This window comes from Anaerolineae bacterium (assembly GCA_035529315.1).
Classification (GTDB): Bacteria; Desulfobacterota; Desulfobacteria; order Desulfobacterales; family ETH-SRB1; genus Desulfaltia.
The window spans coordinates 22130-37684 of record DATKWZ010000006.1; the positions used below are offsets into that span (position 1 = coordinate 22130).

Consider the following 15555-nt stretch of genomic DNA (forward strand, 5'->3'; position numbering starts at 1 on the left):
TATTATAAACAAAAAAGAGGGACAAGCCATGCAAACCGTTATAACTTCCAAGTATCAGACGACCATACCTAAAGCCATCCGGGAAAACCTCAATCTATCCATTAATGATGCGCTTGAATGGAAGATTGAAAATGGGAAAATTGTAGTTTTGCCCACGCAGAAAAACTTCTTAAAGTTTAGAAACGCTGTTAAAACAGGTAGCGGAGATATCGAAAACGACATAAAATTATCCATAAAACGACGGACAGAAAGATACCAGTGAAAAGACATCCTGTTGTTATAGATACCAATGCGCTGATATCCTTTGTAACGGATAGAAATAAGAGCCAGCAAAACAAAATAGCAGGGCTTTTTGAAAACGCTGCCAGACTGCGGTTGTCAATTTTGTGCCCACAGAATGTCATAACCGAATTTGTCTATGTGTTGGATAGGGTTTATAATATCCAGAGCTTGGTAATAAAGGAGATGATCGGTAGTTTTGTTACTATGCCTGGCATAGAAATTGTCCACGAAGTAAACCTGAAAATCCTTTTTTCATACTGGCCTGATAAGATCCCTGACTATGGCGATGCTGTTGTTGCGTCTGTTTGCAAAGATAGAAAGAAAGCCATGGTCGCGACATTTGACCGTAAATTCAGCGCTGCCCTGAAAAAACTCGGCATTTCTGTATATGCCTTTCAATAGTTTTATATTGGTGCATATTGATGCAAATCCTGAACTATAAATAGCGAGATTTTTGCATAAAATCCTGAATATCCTGCAAGTCTTCCAAAATCGCAAAGGAAAATCAATATTCACTTCCGAGCTGGAGGAGATAAGAATTTTCATGTTTAGAAACACGGTTTTGAAAATACATTTATGTTTCATCCTCGGCCTGCTGTTCTTAATAACAGGATGCGCAACGCCTCTCATGCAGGTAGCAAAGAAAGGTGATATTAATGGTGTAAAGGCACTACTTGATCAAGGCGCTGACGTGAATGAAAGTTTCCACGGTGAAACTGCATTGATGTTGGCCTCATACTATGCACACACCGATGTGGTGAAACTTCTGATTGAAAGGGGCGTGAATGTAAATACGATGACACAGATGGGCTCGTCAGCCCTGGGGTATGCAGCAATGGGTGGCCACAGGGATGTGATGAAAATCTTAATTGATAACGGAGCGAATGTAGATGCAGCTATAACGGGTTTAGAGCAACACGCTGCCATTTTTGCCAGCTATCCCGAAGCAGTTGCTCGAAATAAGATGGGCATTAAGCTACTTGAAAAGACTGTTAAGAAGCAGGAAATCGCCAGCCAGCCAACAATGCCAGTTCTCAGGCCATCTCAAGAAGTATCCCCAGCCATCAAATCCGACGTCGACGAACTTCCTATGATGCAAGCAAAACCAAACAAAAACGCTTATGCAATAGTAATCGGTATCGAAAATTACCGTCAGAAACTCCCCAAGGCTGATTATGCAGACAATGATGCTCGTGTTATGGCAGAGTATCTTGCGAAGGTCATGGGCTATCCTGAAGAGAATGTTGTTACGCTTACTGGTGAACATGCTACAAAAAGTGATTTTCAGAAATACATTGAAAAATGGCTACCAAATAATGCAGAAAAAGACAGTTCTGTATTTATCTATTACTCAGGTCACGGAGCACCCAATCCTAAAACTGGTGATGCCTTCCTTGTGCCATACGATGGAGATCCCTCTTTTATTGAAGAGACGGGATATCCCCTGAAAAGGCTTTATGCAAAGCTCGACACGCTTCAGGCAAAGGAAATCATCGTTGTCCTTGATTCCTGTTTTTCAGGCGCAGGCGGTAGAAGCGTTCTTGCCAAAGGTGCCCGACCCCTTGTTATGAATATGGACAAACAGGTGTTTTACAGTGACCGGATAGCAATTCTTTCCGCATCATCGGGGAGCCAGATAAGCTCAACCCATGATAAGGAGGGGCACGGCCTCTTTACATACTTTCTGCTCAAGGGGATCAAGGAGGGCAATTCTGAGCTTGGGATGCTCTACAATTACCTTAAACCGCAGGTGGAAAGGATTGCGAGGAAAACGTATAATAACGAGCAAACCCCGGGGCTGATTGCTCCGAAGGGGCTTTTGAACCTGAGACTTTACGACAGGTAGCTGTAGAAGGTGGGTTATGAAAAAGGATGATTCAAAGGCTTTTATTCCTTTAATCAGTGTAATCTTTCTCGTAGGTATGATGATGTCCGGCTGCGCCAGCATGATGGGCGCGTCGGGCCATATGGCCAACTCGCTGAACTATGTCCGCCAGCACAAGGGGGAGGGCCTGCGGCGTCCCATGGCGGGTAGTGAAGCGGAACTTATGGACATGGCGGTGAAGAGCATGGAGAAAGCCAACTATACCATCATTCGGGAGCCTCATGCGGTGTTGGCTAAGTACAAGGCGGGTACCGATATCTCTTACGCCTTCTATTTCTACCCATCCCAGATGAACAATCAGACCTACGTCGAAGTCCTCATTGCCAGCCCCTGGTTGACGGCCAAACAAATGCGGAAATTTCAGGAGCAGGCATTTACAATCATCTTAGTCGATATAAATAAGAAACTTCTGGAAAAAGGATATGATCCTAATGTGAAGGTGGAGGGGTCATGGCTCCCATTAAGCACTGCGGCCTTTGATGGTCAAATAGAGACCGCAAAAAAATTAATAAATAAAGGTGCAGATTTGGATTTAGCGATCTATGAGCTAAAAGAATTTGCATCGAAACAATCGCCCTACTTGAGCTATCCAGATAATAGAAAAGCATATGATAAGGCTAATTTGGCTGTTGAAATGCTGAATAGATTTACGCCCAGGCAGATAGTCCAACAAACTAATGTCTCTCAAAACATAACCAAAGAAGACCTCGCAAACATCGTTAAATCCGTAGTCGAAGATGCGAAAAAGTCTCAAAATAAAGACATAAAGACAGCCTCCGCAGTTCAATCAGATATAGATAAACCTTTTTTCAGCACAGCTTCAAAAATCATGGGTGACAATGATTATGCAATTATCATTGGGATTGAAGGTTATAGCAGTTTGCCGAAATCTGATTATTCCTACGACGATGCCATGTTGGTAAAAGATTACATTAAGGCTTTGGGTGTAAAAGAGAGAAACATCGAATTACTGACCGATGAAAAGGCAACTCTGTCAGGGATAATGAAATCGATCGAAGCGTGGCTGCCGAACAAGCTCAAGAAAGGCGGAAAGGTTTTTGTTTATTATTCCGGCCACGGCTCTCCTAACCCGGTAACAGGCGAAGCGTTCATCGTTCCTCATGATGGCGACCCCAATTATCTTGATGTTACAGGATATCCCCTGAAACGGCTGTATGAGAAACTTGGACGGCTGCAGGCATCAGAGATCATTGTTGTTTTGGACTCCTGTTTTTCCGGGGCGGGTGGAAGAAGCGTCCTTGCCAAAGGAGCGCGGCCATTGGTTATGACATCACAGAGCGCCATTCTGCCACAGAACATGGTGGTGCTGTCGGCAACACAGGGCTCGCAGATAAGCACTTCGTTTCAAGAAAAAGGCTACGGAATATTTACATACTATTTCCTAAAGGCGCTCAAAGATGGCAAAAAATCTGTTGCTGAAATCTATGAACATATAAAGCCCTACGTAGAAGACGAAGCAAAATCAATAAATGTCCAGCAATCACCAAGTATCAATCCGAATTTAGACAAATTAAAAGGAAGTTTTTTATTAAGAAAATAAAGCCGAGGGGATTAGAAACGACGCCATGAAAAAACTTTTAGTAATTCTTTGCATACTTATCCTCCCTGTTTGTTCTTTCGCCTCTGAAAAACCTGTATGGGTGGAAGCAACGGGAGAAGCTTGTCTCGGTGAGATCGACACGCCAAAGGAAGTAAAGGAAAGGGCCAGGCGGGACGCCCAAAAGAATGCTCTGGAAAAGGCTGTGGGGGTTTTTATCAAGTCACATACTCTCGTATCAAACAGCCAATTGGCGGAAGATTTGATATATGCCGCCGTGAGAGGACAGATTGAAAAGTCTGAGATACTTCACGAGGGATGGGATACGAAAGAAAGGAGCCTTTACAGGATAAAGCTTAAATCTCTCATCAAACCGGTGTATCCCGAAAAAGGAAAAGGGCTTTCCGTTAAGGCGTATCTTTCCAAAACAGACCTGAAAGAGGGTGAGGAAGTCAGGATATTTTACGAGGCGAGCAACGACTGCTATATTTATATCTTTTCCGTTGCCGCAGACGGTTCGGTGACCCTGCTTCTGCCGAACTCGATTCACATGGAGAATCTAACGAGAACAGGAAAAGCTTACGAATTCCCCACTTCCGACAGCGAGATCCACCTGAAAGCCATGTTCCTTCCCGGCTACAAAGGAAAAGTTGCGGAAGAACGTATCAAACTGATCGCCACCAAAGAAAAAGAGGAGATTCTATCGTTAGGGTTTCATGAGGGAATGTTCAAGGTTTATGATTCACGGTCAACAGGAATGATCAGCGATCTTGTGAAGAGACTCAACAGAATAGATCCGGATAAATGGACGGAAACAACAGCAGTTTATACTCTTACAAGATAATTTCGCAGATAGTTGTTCTTATCATGAAACAACTATTAAATTAACCTTTAGTGTTAATTTGGCAAAAAGGGGACAAAGGTCCTGTGTTTGGTTTAATTTATTGATTCCGGCTATATTTATAGTGTAGTTTATAGTGTAGTTAATTTCATAGCTGTCATGTGATCTATTTCATTGCGGTTCTTATAATAAATAAATTATGATGAACTCGTAAAAAGTCGTTACTCCGGTGAAAACCGAAGCCCAGATGGTTTGCAACTGCTTGAAAAGACTGGATAGCGCTAATGCTTCACTACGTGCCCGGCTTTCGCCGGAATGACGGGAAAGAGAATTTTTCGACTTTTTACGAGACCATCAATTATGATAAAAGTGTAAAAAAGGTTTTTATATGAGGCTGTCAATATTATGAAAAGAAAACATCGCACAATAAAAATATCCCTGTTGCTGATAATCATGTTTACAAGCCTTTGTCTTTTCGGATGCGTAGCAGTGGGTAAAAAAACCGCAATTGTTTCCGATCTCAAAATCGCCTTTAAAGGGACTTATAAGGTTGATCCATACATGGAAAAGCATATGCCGCGGACCATTGCTATTCTTCCATTTATTGATGAATCAAAAAGCCAAAAAGGGGCTGAAGCCGTGCGCAAAGGTTTTTATAACCATCTCAGCTCCATGCCATATAAAGACATGGAACTGTTCCGTGTTGACTCCCTGCTTAGAAAAGCAGGGTTTACCGACCCTGTCGATATATACAAAACACCGCCTGAAAAATTCAAGGAGATCCTCAACGTAGATGCGGTTATTTTTGGAACCATATCAAATTTTGACAAGCTCTTTGCAGGCATTTATTCACAGGTCTCCGTCGGCGCTGAAATAAAGATGTATGATACACAGGGGAATTTTCTGTGGTCAGGCAAGCATTTGACACGCATACACGAAGGCGGCATTTCTGTTACACCTGTCGGCATTGTTGCCTCAATTATCGCCGCGGCCATGAATGTAAGAGACATACAACTGCTTAGAGCGTGCGACGATCTTTTCAGGGATATGGTTAAAACAATCCCTGCTGTGGAATATGCCGAAGCGCTCCGAAAGCCGCGTATTGAGATGCTGGCACAGGATTCAAAAGGAGAGCCCAGAAAAGCCGGCGATATAATTAAGGTGGCATTAAAAGGTGATCCAGGAATGCAGGCGTGGTTTGATATGGGTGGTTTTAAAAAAGGTATTGACATGGCGGAGGTTGAACCCGGGGGATATGTAGGATCTTACAGGGTAGTGCCGGGAGACAATATAAAGGATGTTGCTGTTACAGGGTATTTGTCTGATGATACCGGCAATACAACAAGCTGGGTTGATGCAACCAGAACCGTAACACTTGATACAACTCCGCCGAATGCCCCCAAAAACCTGGCAGCTACAGGTCGTGATAATAGAGTTGTGTTAAGCTGGGATAAAAATACAGAAGATGATCTTTCAGAATATATAGTTTACAGGAGCGATACCCCGCTCAGCGGTTTCAAGAACATAGGACAGACCGAGTTTACCGGGTTTGAGGATGAGAATGCAATAAATTTAAAAGCCTGTTATTATAAAATTTCTGCCATTGATCTGGCTGGGAATGAAAGCAGCAATGATGGGCCGGTTACAGGCACGGCAGTGCCTCCGGGGCCTACTTATGTAAAAGGCAACCTGGAAAAGAATACAATATGGTATGCTGGAGCAAGCCCATATATTATTGAAGACACAGTAATTGTTTCGGAAAGATGCTCTCTTTTAATAGAGCCGGGCACAATAATTAAATCCAGTGGAGGCGGCCTGGTTATTAGAGGCGGAATAATTGCAAGCGGCGGCAAAACTCAGGTAATTACCTTTTTATCGGTCAATGAAAGTGTTGGGGAAAGTGCTTTGGGAAGTGTTTGGGATGGGATTTTATTTGACAGTGTTAAAGGTGATAAGAATCTGCTTGCATTTTGCCGGATCAAAGATGCAGCCACAGGGGTTGAAATTAAGTCATCATCGCCGGAAATCAGAAACTGCGAATTTGTGAAAAATGATATCGGCATTAAAATTATCGGGGGTTTTTCAAATCCACAGATAGAAGAATGCATAATTCACGACAACAGTTCTACGGGCATTGAGATTATAGATGGAGCAAGAGCTTCCATCACAAATAACCGCATAAACAACAATAATGCAGGGCTGTTGATTCAGGATGCAGGATCGGTTTCAATAAAAGGTAATTTAATAACCAGCAACAAAGGCTGCGGCATTGTTGTTAAAAACAGCCAGGCGGCAATTTCAAAAAATAATATTTATGATAATGCTCCGTCCGATATGGAAGGGGCCTTCCAGGGCAAAGCTGCTGATGCTGATGATAACTGGTGGGGTAAGGCTGACTGGCATGACCTTTTGACCAATACCAGTGGGCGGATAAATATCAAAACAATCCTCGATGGTCCGTATCCTGATGGGAAACCGATCGCTATTCCGGTTATAACGGAAAATCCTGGCGGACGGATCGATACCGATTCTATCCTTGCATTCTCTGACAGCCCTTACAGAATAACAAACGACCTGATACTGGATAACGGTGCAACACTTTATATCCAGCCCGGGGTTATGCTTTTGTTTGACAAGCAGTTTTCGATTATAGCAAAAAACGGCGGCATAGCTGCCAGGGGAACAAAAGACAACCCGATTATATTTACATCTTCAGGCTCTTCCCCTTCGCCCGGAGATTATAGACATGCCATATGTTTTTCAGAGCCGACTAAAGTCAGCAGCTTTTTTAAATACTGCAAATTTGAATATGCCACAACAGCTATAGATGTCCGGCATGGAATGCCTGAAATTGCATACTGCCATATTGTAAATAATTCTCAAAGCGGGATTCGGTGCGGCAATGATGCCGGACCGAGAATATTGTATAATACGATTGCAAAAAACCTGGGGACCGGCGGAATAGAATGTGTGGGCATGTCAAAACCAGAAATTCATCACAATAACTTTGTGGAAAATGCCGTGGCAATTCAATCTTTTTCAACTATTTATATTGATGCCCGTCATAATTTCTGGGGCAAGGTGCCGCCCGACGATACAATAATATGGGGTAAAAATATAAATATAAACCCCTGGCTCGAAGCGCCTGACATGGATGCATTTTCTTTTATACAAGAGAAGGAAAATTTAACCCAATAACTTTGTGAAATCTGCGTAATCTGTGGATCAAATGGATAGAAGACTTTTTATAAAGCTTTTAAGCCACAGCGCCTTTGTTTCATACGGCTTGCTGACATGTCCGGTTTTGGGGTGGCCTGAGAGTGCATTTGATTTGGCGCTTGAAGGGCAGGATCTGATCCAGAAGAAAGATTTCCCTAAAGCAATCAAGGCGCTTCAAGAGGCTTTGCGCATAGATCCGAAAAGCGACTGGGCGTTTGGTCTTCTTGGACGGGCGCATCTTGGACTTGACCAAAAAGCAGAAGCTGTGGCTGCGTTCAGACAAGCCGTACGTTTGAATCCATTTGATACATATTCCCGCATGATGATCGAAATCACGACCCAAAAACCTATACCCCGGTCTGCAAAAAAGAAAAAACCGCTTACACCTCTTGAAAAGGAGGCAATGCGGGAAGAAGAGGAGATGCTTAAAAAACTGCATGCTGAGAAAGGGCTGGGTTATAAAGTAAAACGGGTTGTGATTGATGCGGGTCATGGTGGATTTGATCCGGGCGCTGTTGGACAAAACGGGCTGAAAGAAAAAGAGGTAACTCTGGATCTTGCGCTAAAGTTGCATGAAAGGCTGGCCAGGGAGGGAAAAATCAAATCCTTTCTGACCAGGACAGGCGACTATTATATTCCTCTTAGCGCAAGAACCGTTACTGCAAATCAATTTCAGGCAGACCTCTTTATCAGCATACACATAAATGCAAACAAAAACAGAGAGCCCAACGGCTCGGAAACATATTTCTGTTCGGAAAAGGCTTCGAGCACAGAGGCTGCGGGGGTAGCGGCCCTGGAGAATTCGGTGCTTAAGTATGATGAGCCTTACAAAAAAAAGCAGGGGTATATAGATATTGAAGAGATTTTGTTTAAGTTTGAACAAAATCTTAACTGGAGTGAAAGCGGAGAGTTTGCAAAGGCTTTTCAGGCGCGTTTTAAAAAAAGACTGCCGCTGAAAAGCAGGGGGGTTCATTCAGCCGATTTCTATGTTTTGCGTCGTGCTAAAATGCCTGCGATACTCCTTGAAACAGGATTTATATCCAATCCTGATGATGAAGCAATGCTAACGCAGCCTGCTTTCAGAGAAAAGATTGTGGATGCGGTGGCAAGGGGGCTTGAATGAAAATCAGGGGCCAGGGATCAGGGATTAGGGGGAAATATATCTTCCTTGCTATTATGCTGTTTTTTTGTTGCAGTGGTATTGTTGCGGCCGCGGATGTAAATGAGCTGATATTTCAGGGGGCTGACTATCATTACAAGGGGAATTTGGACAAAGCTTTAAGCAGTTTTGAACAAGCAATACAACTTGATCCTGAAAATGAATATGCGCATAACCAGCTTGGCATCCTGTATGGGAAAAAAGACGAATTTGACAAAGCTTTCAGAGAATTTTTAACTGTTGCAGATATAGACAGGCAAAATACTTTCGCACTCTTGTGGCTGGGTATTCTTCACCTGCGTAAAGGGGAAATGAACCAGGCCTTTGAGAGGTTTAATAAAATAATTCAAATTGATCCAAACAGTGCAGACAGCTACTATTTTCTTGGAACTATCTACAATTTCAGACGTAATCCGGTTATGGCTATCGAATATCTGAAAAAGGCGAGGAATGCCGATTCCGGAGAGGCAGACACCCATTTCAGGCTGGCAAAAGCCTTTCATAATGCGGATATGATTGCGAATGCATTGCTTGAATACAACAGGACGCTCGAAATCAAACCTTCATATACAAAAGCGCTTAATGAAATTGGATGGATTTACTATAATACAGGGAAAAAAGAGGCAGCCATAAAGCAATGGGGAAAAACCCTGGAGATAAACAGCAATGACAGGGATGCTATTCTTAACCTTGCCAAGGTTTATAATGATTCCGCATGGGATGCTTTTACATCAGGGAAAAAAGGGGACGCCTTAAAATACTGGCAAAAGACCCTTAACATAAATCCAGGCAATAAAGCGGCAAAGTATTATATGGCAACATACGGTTCAGGAAAGTAAAAAAGGTAATAATTTAGCCGCTAAGACACAAAGACTCAAAGAAAGGATATAAATTTTAAAAACTAAAACATTACACAGGGAGGTAATATGAAAAAGTACGCAATCTTAGCAATAGTGTTTGTCGGGCTGCTTGTTCTGCCAGCTTCTGTTTATTGTCAGCAATGGCAGGATTTAGTCGAACAGGCTGGAACCGGCGACATTAACTGGACAAAGGGGGTTGTTCAGGCAAAAGGGATCGGAGTTCCGCCCGAACAATATTATGGCAAACCTCAGGCACGTCCCATGGCTTTAAGGGCTGCAAAACTGGATGCTATGCGCAACCTTCTTGAAGTTACAAAAGGAGTGAGAATCAGTTCAACAACCATTGTCAAAGACTTTGCGATTTCAAGCGACATCATTATGTCCCAGATCGAGGGAATGGTTAAAGGAGCTCAGATAGTCCACCAGGAATATATGTCGGATGGAACTGTTGAGGTTATCATGCAAATGAGCCTGATGGGAGGTTTTGCTCAACTGATTCTTCCTGTGGAAATCCAACAGGTTGAATCGATTATGCCTGTGCCGCCTGTTCACAAAGCCCCAATCGTTGAGCCTTCAGCTCCGGAGCTAAAATCTGTATCAGAGGTTTTCACAGGCATGGTAATCGACGCAAGAGGAATTAATGCGAGACCTGCAATGGCGCCGAAAATTCTTAATGAAAACGGCGAGGAGGTTTACGGATCAGCATATGTAAGCCGCGAGTTTGCCGTGCAACAGGGAATGAGCGGATATGCAAAGGATCTTACGGCCGCTCAGAGCAATCCCAGGGTCACAAACAGCCCTTTAACCGTTAAAGGGCTTAGAACTGAAGGGCAGGGCCGTTCCGATATAGTTGTAAGCAATGCAGATGCTTCCAGACTTCGAAGCGCTTCAGAGCATCTTTCATTCTTGAAAAAATGCCGTGTGATGATTGTGGTAGATTAGGCGAAAAGCTCAAAAAAATATTTAAGGAGGAATTATGTTTGCTAAAAAGATATTTATTATGCTGGCTGTTATCAGCCTGCTTTTCCTTTACGCATGCGGACCAAGGGCAATGGCTCCGAAAGCTGAGCTTGATACGCCGGAGCACCATGTTGTCAACGGCAATAAGCTGATGAAGGCAGGCAAGATTGACGCGGCATTTCGTGAATTCAACAGAGCAAAAGAGTTGAATCCGAAATTTTCACCGGCTTATGTGGGACTCGGCCTTGTTGAGGGATTAAAAGCTGATTTTAATAACAGCCTTAAAACCATGAAAGAGGCAAGGAAATATGCACGGGGAGATGAGCAAAAAATAGAGGTTAATGTGGGATTTATGCGGGTTTATATAATGGGCGAGACAAATATTGATGAAAACTGGCTTGAGCTGGTTGAAGAGGAATTTGATAAAGCCGTGTTGATTTCCAAAGATGTTTCCGAACCATATTTCTACATGGGTCTGGCCTATAAAATCTCTTATAAGTTCCGTAAGGCCGTGGACCAGTTTTCAAAAGTACTTGAATTAGACAATGGATATATTGCAGAGGCTGATAAGGAATACGCTCTTGTTCAGAAAATCGAAAGAGCCATGCCTGGTTCAAAAATCGGAAAAAAGATCGCTCTTGTTGAAAAGATTACCCGCGCAGATGTTGCCGCCCTTTTTATTGAGGAGCTTAACGTTGATGAGATTTTTAAAAAAAGGGTTCCAAAAGAATTCGACAGCGCATTTAAAAGCCCTGAACAGCAATTGGAAACTGAAACATCTGTAAAGATTCTGCCGGCAACCGACATAGATGATCATGTGCTGAAAGCTGATATTGATGCTGTAATCGAAATAGGAATCAAGGGGCTTCAGCCTTTTCCGGACCACACATATAAACCGTATCAGACTATAACCCGCGCAGAATTTGCAATGATGATAGAAGATATTCTCATAAAGCTCACCGGTGTTGATGATCTGGCTACCAGGTTTATTGGGGGTGTTTCCCCTTTTCCGGATTTGAGAAATGATCTTCCATATTTCAATGCTGTTATGATTTGCACCACCCGCGGCATTATGGTGGCAAAGGATCTTGCGACAGGAGAGTTTGACGCGATAGGCCCGGTTTCAGGCGCAGACGCGCTTTTAAGTATTCGCTTACTTAAATCTCAGCTATAGTGAGGATTAAGGGATTAGAGGATTAAGGGATTAGAGGATTAAAGACTAATAATTTCTCTGCAATCTTACCCCTTAATCCCTGCCTCTTAATCCTTATCCCGATTATTAACTTGGAGTATATTATTATGAGGCTTATTATTAACAGGGCAATGCCTTTGTTTTTTCTTTTAGTTCTTCTGTTTCCTTATCCCGCACATGCTGAAAATAAGGCGGTTGGAATTGAAATAAAAGGTGATATGGCGGAAGTTACCCTGCTTGAAGGAAAGATTGAGGTGATTAAAAAAGGGATGATAAAGCCTCAACCTTTAGCGCCTGGAGATTATGTTGCCCATGGTGATCGGATCAGCACAAAAAAAGGCTCCAGAATAGAGCTTAAACTGCCTGATAACAGCCTGATACGTTTTGATGAACTTACAACCCTTGAGATTGTGAGTGTTGAGTTTGACAAAAAGACAAAACAAAGAGATATAAATATAAGCATGGTTTTAGGGAAAACATGGGCAAATGTATCAAAAATGTTAGGTCAAAAAGGACGTTTTGCAGTTTCAACAAAAACATCAGTTGCGGGTGTGCGCGGCACTGTTTACAGGGTAAATGTTGGGGAAGACAACACCGTACTGGTTAAAGTTTACTGGGGCGAGGTTGGAGTAAGCAGCGCCCCAAAGCCGGATACTGCTTCGCAACCTCAGCAAATCATGAAACCGACCAAAGTGCTTGGACCGCATCCGGTTGCCGGGCCGCATCCGGTATCAATGGAAGAATGGACATATATCGTAAAATCCATGCAGCAGATCATTATCCGGCCTGACGGCACAGCCACAAAGCCGATGCCGTTTCTTGCCGGCGAGGATATAAACGACTGGGTGCGCTGGAACCAGGAGCGGGATAAGAAAAATTAAACCACGAAGCACACGCTTTTGTCATTTACGACAGGCGATAATGATAATGGAAACATAATGCTTTGCCTTCTTTTCTGTTTTGTTTACGCTCATTTAGGGTAACACTGTTATCTGCCATATGATGACCCAAACAAGAAATTTTTCGGAGGAGGTCGCCCGTGACTGATATTCTACTGATCGTGACTGTCGTCCTGCTGGTCGTCACGGTGGCTCTCCTGCTCATGCTTTTAAAGAAAGCATCGCAAGCCGATACCTCCACACTTGGTTTCCGTCTTGATGCTTTCGAAAAAGCACAGGAACGTACCGAGCGTGCGGTTAGAGAAGAAGTGGCTCAGAGCAGAGACGAACAGGGTAAGACAGCGAAAGATCAAAGACAGGAACTCACCGAAGCCTTCAAGGTGTTCGGTGATTCCGTAGTACAACGAATGATGGATGTTGCCGGCACACAGAAGGGGCAACTCGATGCTTTCTCCGGTCAGCTTACATCCTTTGCCAAAGCCAGCGGTGAGCGGCTGGATGGTGTCCGTGCCGAGTCTGCCACCGGAGCCAAACAACTCCGGGAAGAAGTCGTGGGTACGCTGAAAAGCATTTCGGAGACGATGGCCAAGACAATGGGCGAATTGGCCAATATCCAAAAAAGCCAGCTTGAGACCATGTCATCTACGATTGCGAAGCTTTCGGATACAAATGAGAAGAAGCTGGAGGCGGTCAGGGTCACGGTGGAAGGCAAACTTCAAAGCATGCAGATTGACAACGCCAAACAGCTTGATCAAATGCGGCAAACCGTGGACGAGAAACTCCAGGGGACTCTGGAAAAGCGTCTGGGCGAGTCATTCAAGCAAGTCAGCGAACGACTGGAACAGGTGCATAAGGGGCTTGGAGAGATGCAGACACTGGCCACGGGCGTTGGCGACCTCAAGAAGGTGCTTACAAATGTCAAGACGCGTGGAACTTGGGGTGAAGTGCAGCTTGGTACGCTATTGGAGCAAGTGCTCAATCCCGACCAGTTCGCCACCAACGTGGCCACGAAGGATGGTGGCGAGCGTGTCGAGTTTGCGATCAAGTTGCCGGGACAAGGTGCGAACCAGGATGAGAACGTTTGGCTCCCGATTGACGCCAAGTTCCCTGTCGAAGACTATCAGCGCCTGATCGAGGCTCAAGAACTGGCTGATGTCGAAGGTGTGGAGATGGCGGGAAAACAACTAGAGAACCGCGTCAAGACCTGTGCACGAGACATCAGCAAAAAGTATTTAAGCCCGCCAAAAACCACGGACTTCGGCATCTTGTTCTTGCCCATAGAGGGCCTCTTTGCCGAAGTTATTCGCAGGACGGGTTTAATCGAGGTCATCCAACGAGAGTACCGTGTGGTTATCGCCGGCCCAACTACATTGTGGTCAATTTTGAGTAGCCTTCAGATGGGTTTCCGTACGCTGGCCATCCAGAAACGTTCAAGTGAGGTATGGAACCTCCTCGCGGCGGTCAAGACCGAGTGGACGAAGTACGGCGATGTTTTGGATGCAGTGGGAAAAAAGCTGCATCAGGCATCGGACACAATCGAAAAGGCCAAGGTGAGGTCAAGAGCTGTTGGAAGAAAACTCAAAGACGTGCAAGAGCTTCCAGCCGGTGAGGTCACAACCATACTTCCCCAAAATCTTATAGAAGATGACGAAGATCTTGGTGAAGGCGATAGAGTGGCAGACGATTAACAGTTTTAACACTTCTATATGTTCCGGCTCTTTATCTTATGACCTCCAACCTCTGATTCTCATAAGCACTAAACTGAAAAAAAATGAACATTGAACGTTCATCTTTATGAACCGGCAGATTGGTTCTTTATGGTATTATAGAGATCAAAGGCTTTTTCCGGAGTCTCATTATCATGGACAACAGCCCGTACGGCCTGAATCATAGCGATTGGGGACTCGGACTGGAAGATATTGCGTCCCATGTCAACCCCGCTGGCGCCCTGCTGGACTGCGTTATAAGCCATTGTTAAGGCATCAAGTTCAGGTATTTTTTTCCCGCCGGCCATGACGATGGGAACAGGGCAGGAAGATGTGACGGTTTCAAAGCCTTTTTCAATATAGTATGTTTTTATGTAGTGTGCTCCTAACTCAGCGCAAATCCTGACAGCAAGCCTGAAGTAGCGCACATCGCGGTTCATATCTTTGCCGACCGCGGTCACTGCCAGGGTCGGAATTCCATAACGCATTCCCATATCCACCATGGTGGTCATGTTTTTAATCGATTTCCTTTCATGTTCGCCGCCGATGAATACCTGCACAGCCATGGCGCAAACATTGAGACGTATGGACTCCTCGATATCCACGGCAATATCTTCATTGGAAAGTTCCGTTAGAATGCTTGTTCCGCCGGAAACTCTCAGAACAATGGACTTTGTCGTTGTCGGAGGAACAATACTTCTTAATATACCTCGTGTTAACATAAGTGTGTCCGCATAAGGAACCAGCGGAAGAATGTTTATGTCAATCCGTTCCAGACCTGTGGTCGGGCCCTGGAAATAGCCGTGGTCTACGGCCAGCATGACTGTGCGCCCGGATTCAGGGTTAAAGATCCGGGCAAGCCGGTTTTTAATACCCCAGTCCAGAGAATTTGATCCCTTAAGAAAAAAACCTTCCGTCTTTTGGGGAATGTCTGAATAAAACTTTTTAGCCTCTTTTATTTCATCTATATCAGGCATTTATTTGTCTCCTTTTG

Annotated in this window: 13 protein-coding genes; 12 read left to right on the top strand and 1 reads right to left on the bottom strand. The window is 44.1% G+C overall.

Annotation, left to right across the window (positions count from 1 at the left end):
• Positions 1-28 precede the first annotated feature (28 nt).
• From VMW78_00910 to rmuC, 12 genes are all read left to right on the top strand, one after another.
• The gene (locus VMW78_00910) at positions 29-262 is read left to right on the top strand and encodes an AbrB/MazE/SpoVT family DNA-binding domain-containing protein (protein HUV49571.1); all 234 of its coding nucleotides are present in this window, start codon (positions 29-31) and stop codon (positions 260-262) included.
• Positions 259-684 carry a PIN domain-containing protein gene (locus VMW78_00915; protein ID HUV49572.1) on the top strand — a complete coding sequence of 142 codons (426 nt, stop codon included), beginning with the start codon at positions 259-261 and terminating at the stop codon, positions 682-684. The genes VMW78_00910 and VMW78_00915 overlap by 4 nt, the downstream gene beginning before the upstream one ends.
• 52 nt (positions 685-736) lie before the next feature.
• Positions 737-2128, top strand: coding sequence for a caspase family protein (locus VMW78_00920; protein HUV49573.1), 1392 nt, complete (start codon positions 737-739; stop codon positions 2126-2128).
• A 16-nt stretch (positions 2129-2144) separates the two neighbouring features.
• Entirely contained in the window at positions 2145-3728 is a 1584-nt protein-coding gene (locus tag VMW78_00925) for a caspase family protein (GenBank protein ID HUV49574.1), read from the top strand.
• A 25-nt stretch (positions 3729-3753) separates the two neighbouring features.
• Positions 3754-4569: a DUF4384 domain-containing protein gene (locus VMW78_00930; protein HUV49575.1), complete on the top strand. Its 816-nt coding sequence runs from the start codon at positions 3754-3756 to the stop codon at positions 4567-4569.
• Positions 4570-4971: 402 nt separating this feature from the next.
• Positions 4972-7764, top strand: a complete 2793-nt coding sequence (locus tag VMW78_00935; protein ID HUV49576.1) for a GNA1162 family protein — start codon at positions 4972-4974, stop codon at positions 7762-7764.
• 31 nt (positions 7765-7795) lie between these two features.
• Positions 7796-8908, top strand: coding sequence for an N-acetylmuramoyl-L-alanine amidase (locus VMW78_00940; GenBank protein HUV49577.1), 1113 nt, complete (start codon positions 7796-7798; stop codon positions 8906-8908).
• Entirely contained in the window at positions 8905-9783 is an 879-nt protein-coding gene (locus tag VMW78_00945; protein ID HUV49578.1) for a tetratricopeptide repeat protein, read from the top strand. Before VMW78_00940 ends, VMW78_00945 begins: the two co-directional genes overlap by 4 nt.
• An 87-nt stretch (positions 9784-9870) precedes the next feature.
• Positions 9871-10746, top strand: a complete 876-nt coding sequence (locus VMW78_00950) for a hypothetical protein (protein ID HUV49579.1) — start codon at positions 9871-9873, stop codon at positions 10744-10746.
• A 34-nt stretch (positions 10747-10780) separates the two neighbouring features.
• Complete coding sequence (locus tag VMW78_00955) at positions 10781-11938, top strand: hypothetical protein (protein HUV49580.1); 1158 nt, start codon at positions 10781-10783, stop codon at positions 11936-11938.
• Positions 11939-12063: 125 nt separating this feature from the next.
• A complete protein-coding gene (locus tag VMW78_00960; GenBank protein HUV49581.1) occupies positions 12064-12837 on the top strand; it encodes a FecR family protein in 774 nt (257 codons plus the stop codon).
• Positions 12838-12995: 158 nt separating this feature from the next.
• Positions 12996-14543 carry a DNA recombination protein RmuC gene (gene rmuC, locus VMW78_00965; GenBank protein ID HUV49582.1) on the top strand — a complete coding sequence of 516 codons (1548 nt, stop codon included), beginning with the start codon at positions 12996-12998 and terminating at the stop codon, positions 14541-14543.
• A 104-nt stretch (positions 14544-14647) separates the two neighbouring features.
• Here the strand turns inward: rmuC and lsrF are convergent, their stop codons facing one another.
• On the bottom strand, positions 14648-15538 hold the full coding sequence (gene lsrF, locus VMW78_00970) for a 3-hydroxy-5-phosphonooxypentane-2,4-dione thiolase (GenBank protein HUV49583.1): 891 nt from the start codon (positions 15536-15538) through the stop codon (positions 14648-14650).
• Between the last annotated feature and the right edge of the window lie 17 nt (positions 15539-15555).

Coding starts and splice junctions, on each gene's coding strand:
- lsrF (HUV49583.1), bottom strand. CDS start 15,538: ATGCCTGATATAGATGAAATAAAAGAGGCTAAAAAGTTTTATTCAGAC.
- VMW78_00955 (HUV49580.1), top strand. CDS start 10,781: ATGTTTGCTAAAAAGATATTTATTATGCTGGCTGTTATCAGCCTGCTT.
- VMW78_00960 (HUV49581.1), top strand. CDS start 12,064: ATGAGGCTTATTATTAACAGGGCAATGCCTTTGTTTTTTCTTTTAGTT.
- VMW78_00950 (HUV49579.1), top strand. CDS start 9,871: ATGAAAAAGTACGCAATCTTAGCAATAGTGTTTGTCGGGCTGCTTGTT.
- VMW78_00925 (HUV49574.1), top strand. CDS start 2,145: ATGAAAAAGGATGATTCAAAGGCTTTTATTCCTTTAATCAGTGTAATC.
- VMW78_00945 (HUV49578.1), top strand. CDS start 8,905: ATGAAAATCAGGGGCCAGGGATCAGGGATTAGGGGGAAATATATCTTC.
- VMW78_00940 (HUV49577.1), top strand. CDS start 7,796: ATGGATAGAAGACTTTTTATAAAGCTTTTAAGCCACAGCGCCTTTGTT.
- VMW78_00910 (HUV49571.1), top strand. CDS start 29: ATGCAAACCGTTATAACTTCCAAGTATCAGACGACCATACCTAAAGCC.
- VMW78_00935 (HUV49576.1), top strand. CDS start 4,972: ATGAAAAGAAAACATCGCACAATAAAAATATCCCTGTTGCTGATAATC.
- VMW78_00930 (HUV49575.1), top strand. CDS start 3,754: ATGAAAAAACTTTTAGTAATTCTTTGCATACTTATCCTCCCTGTTTGT.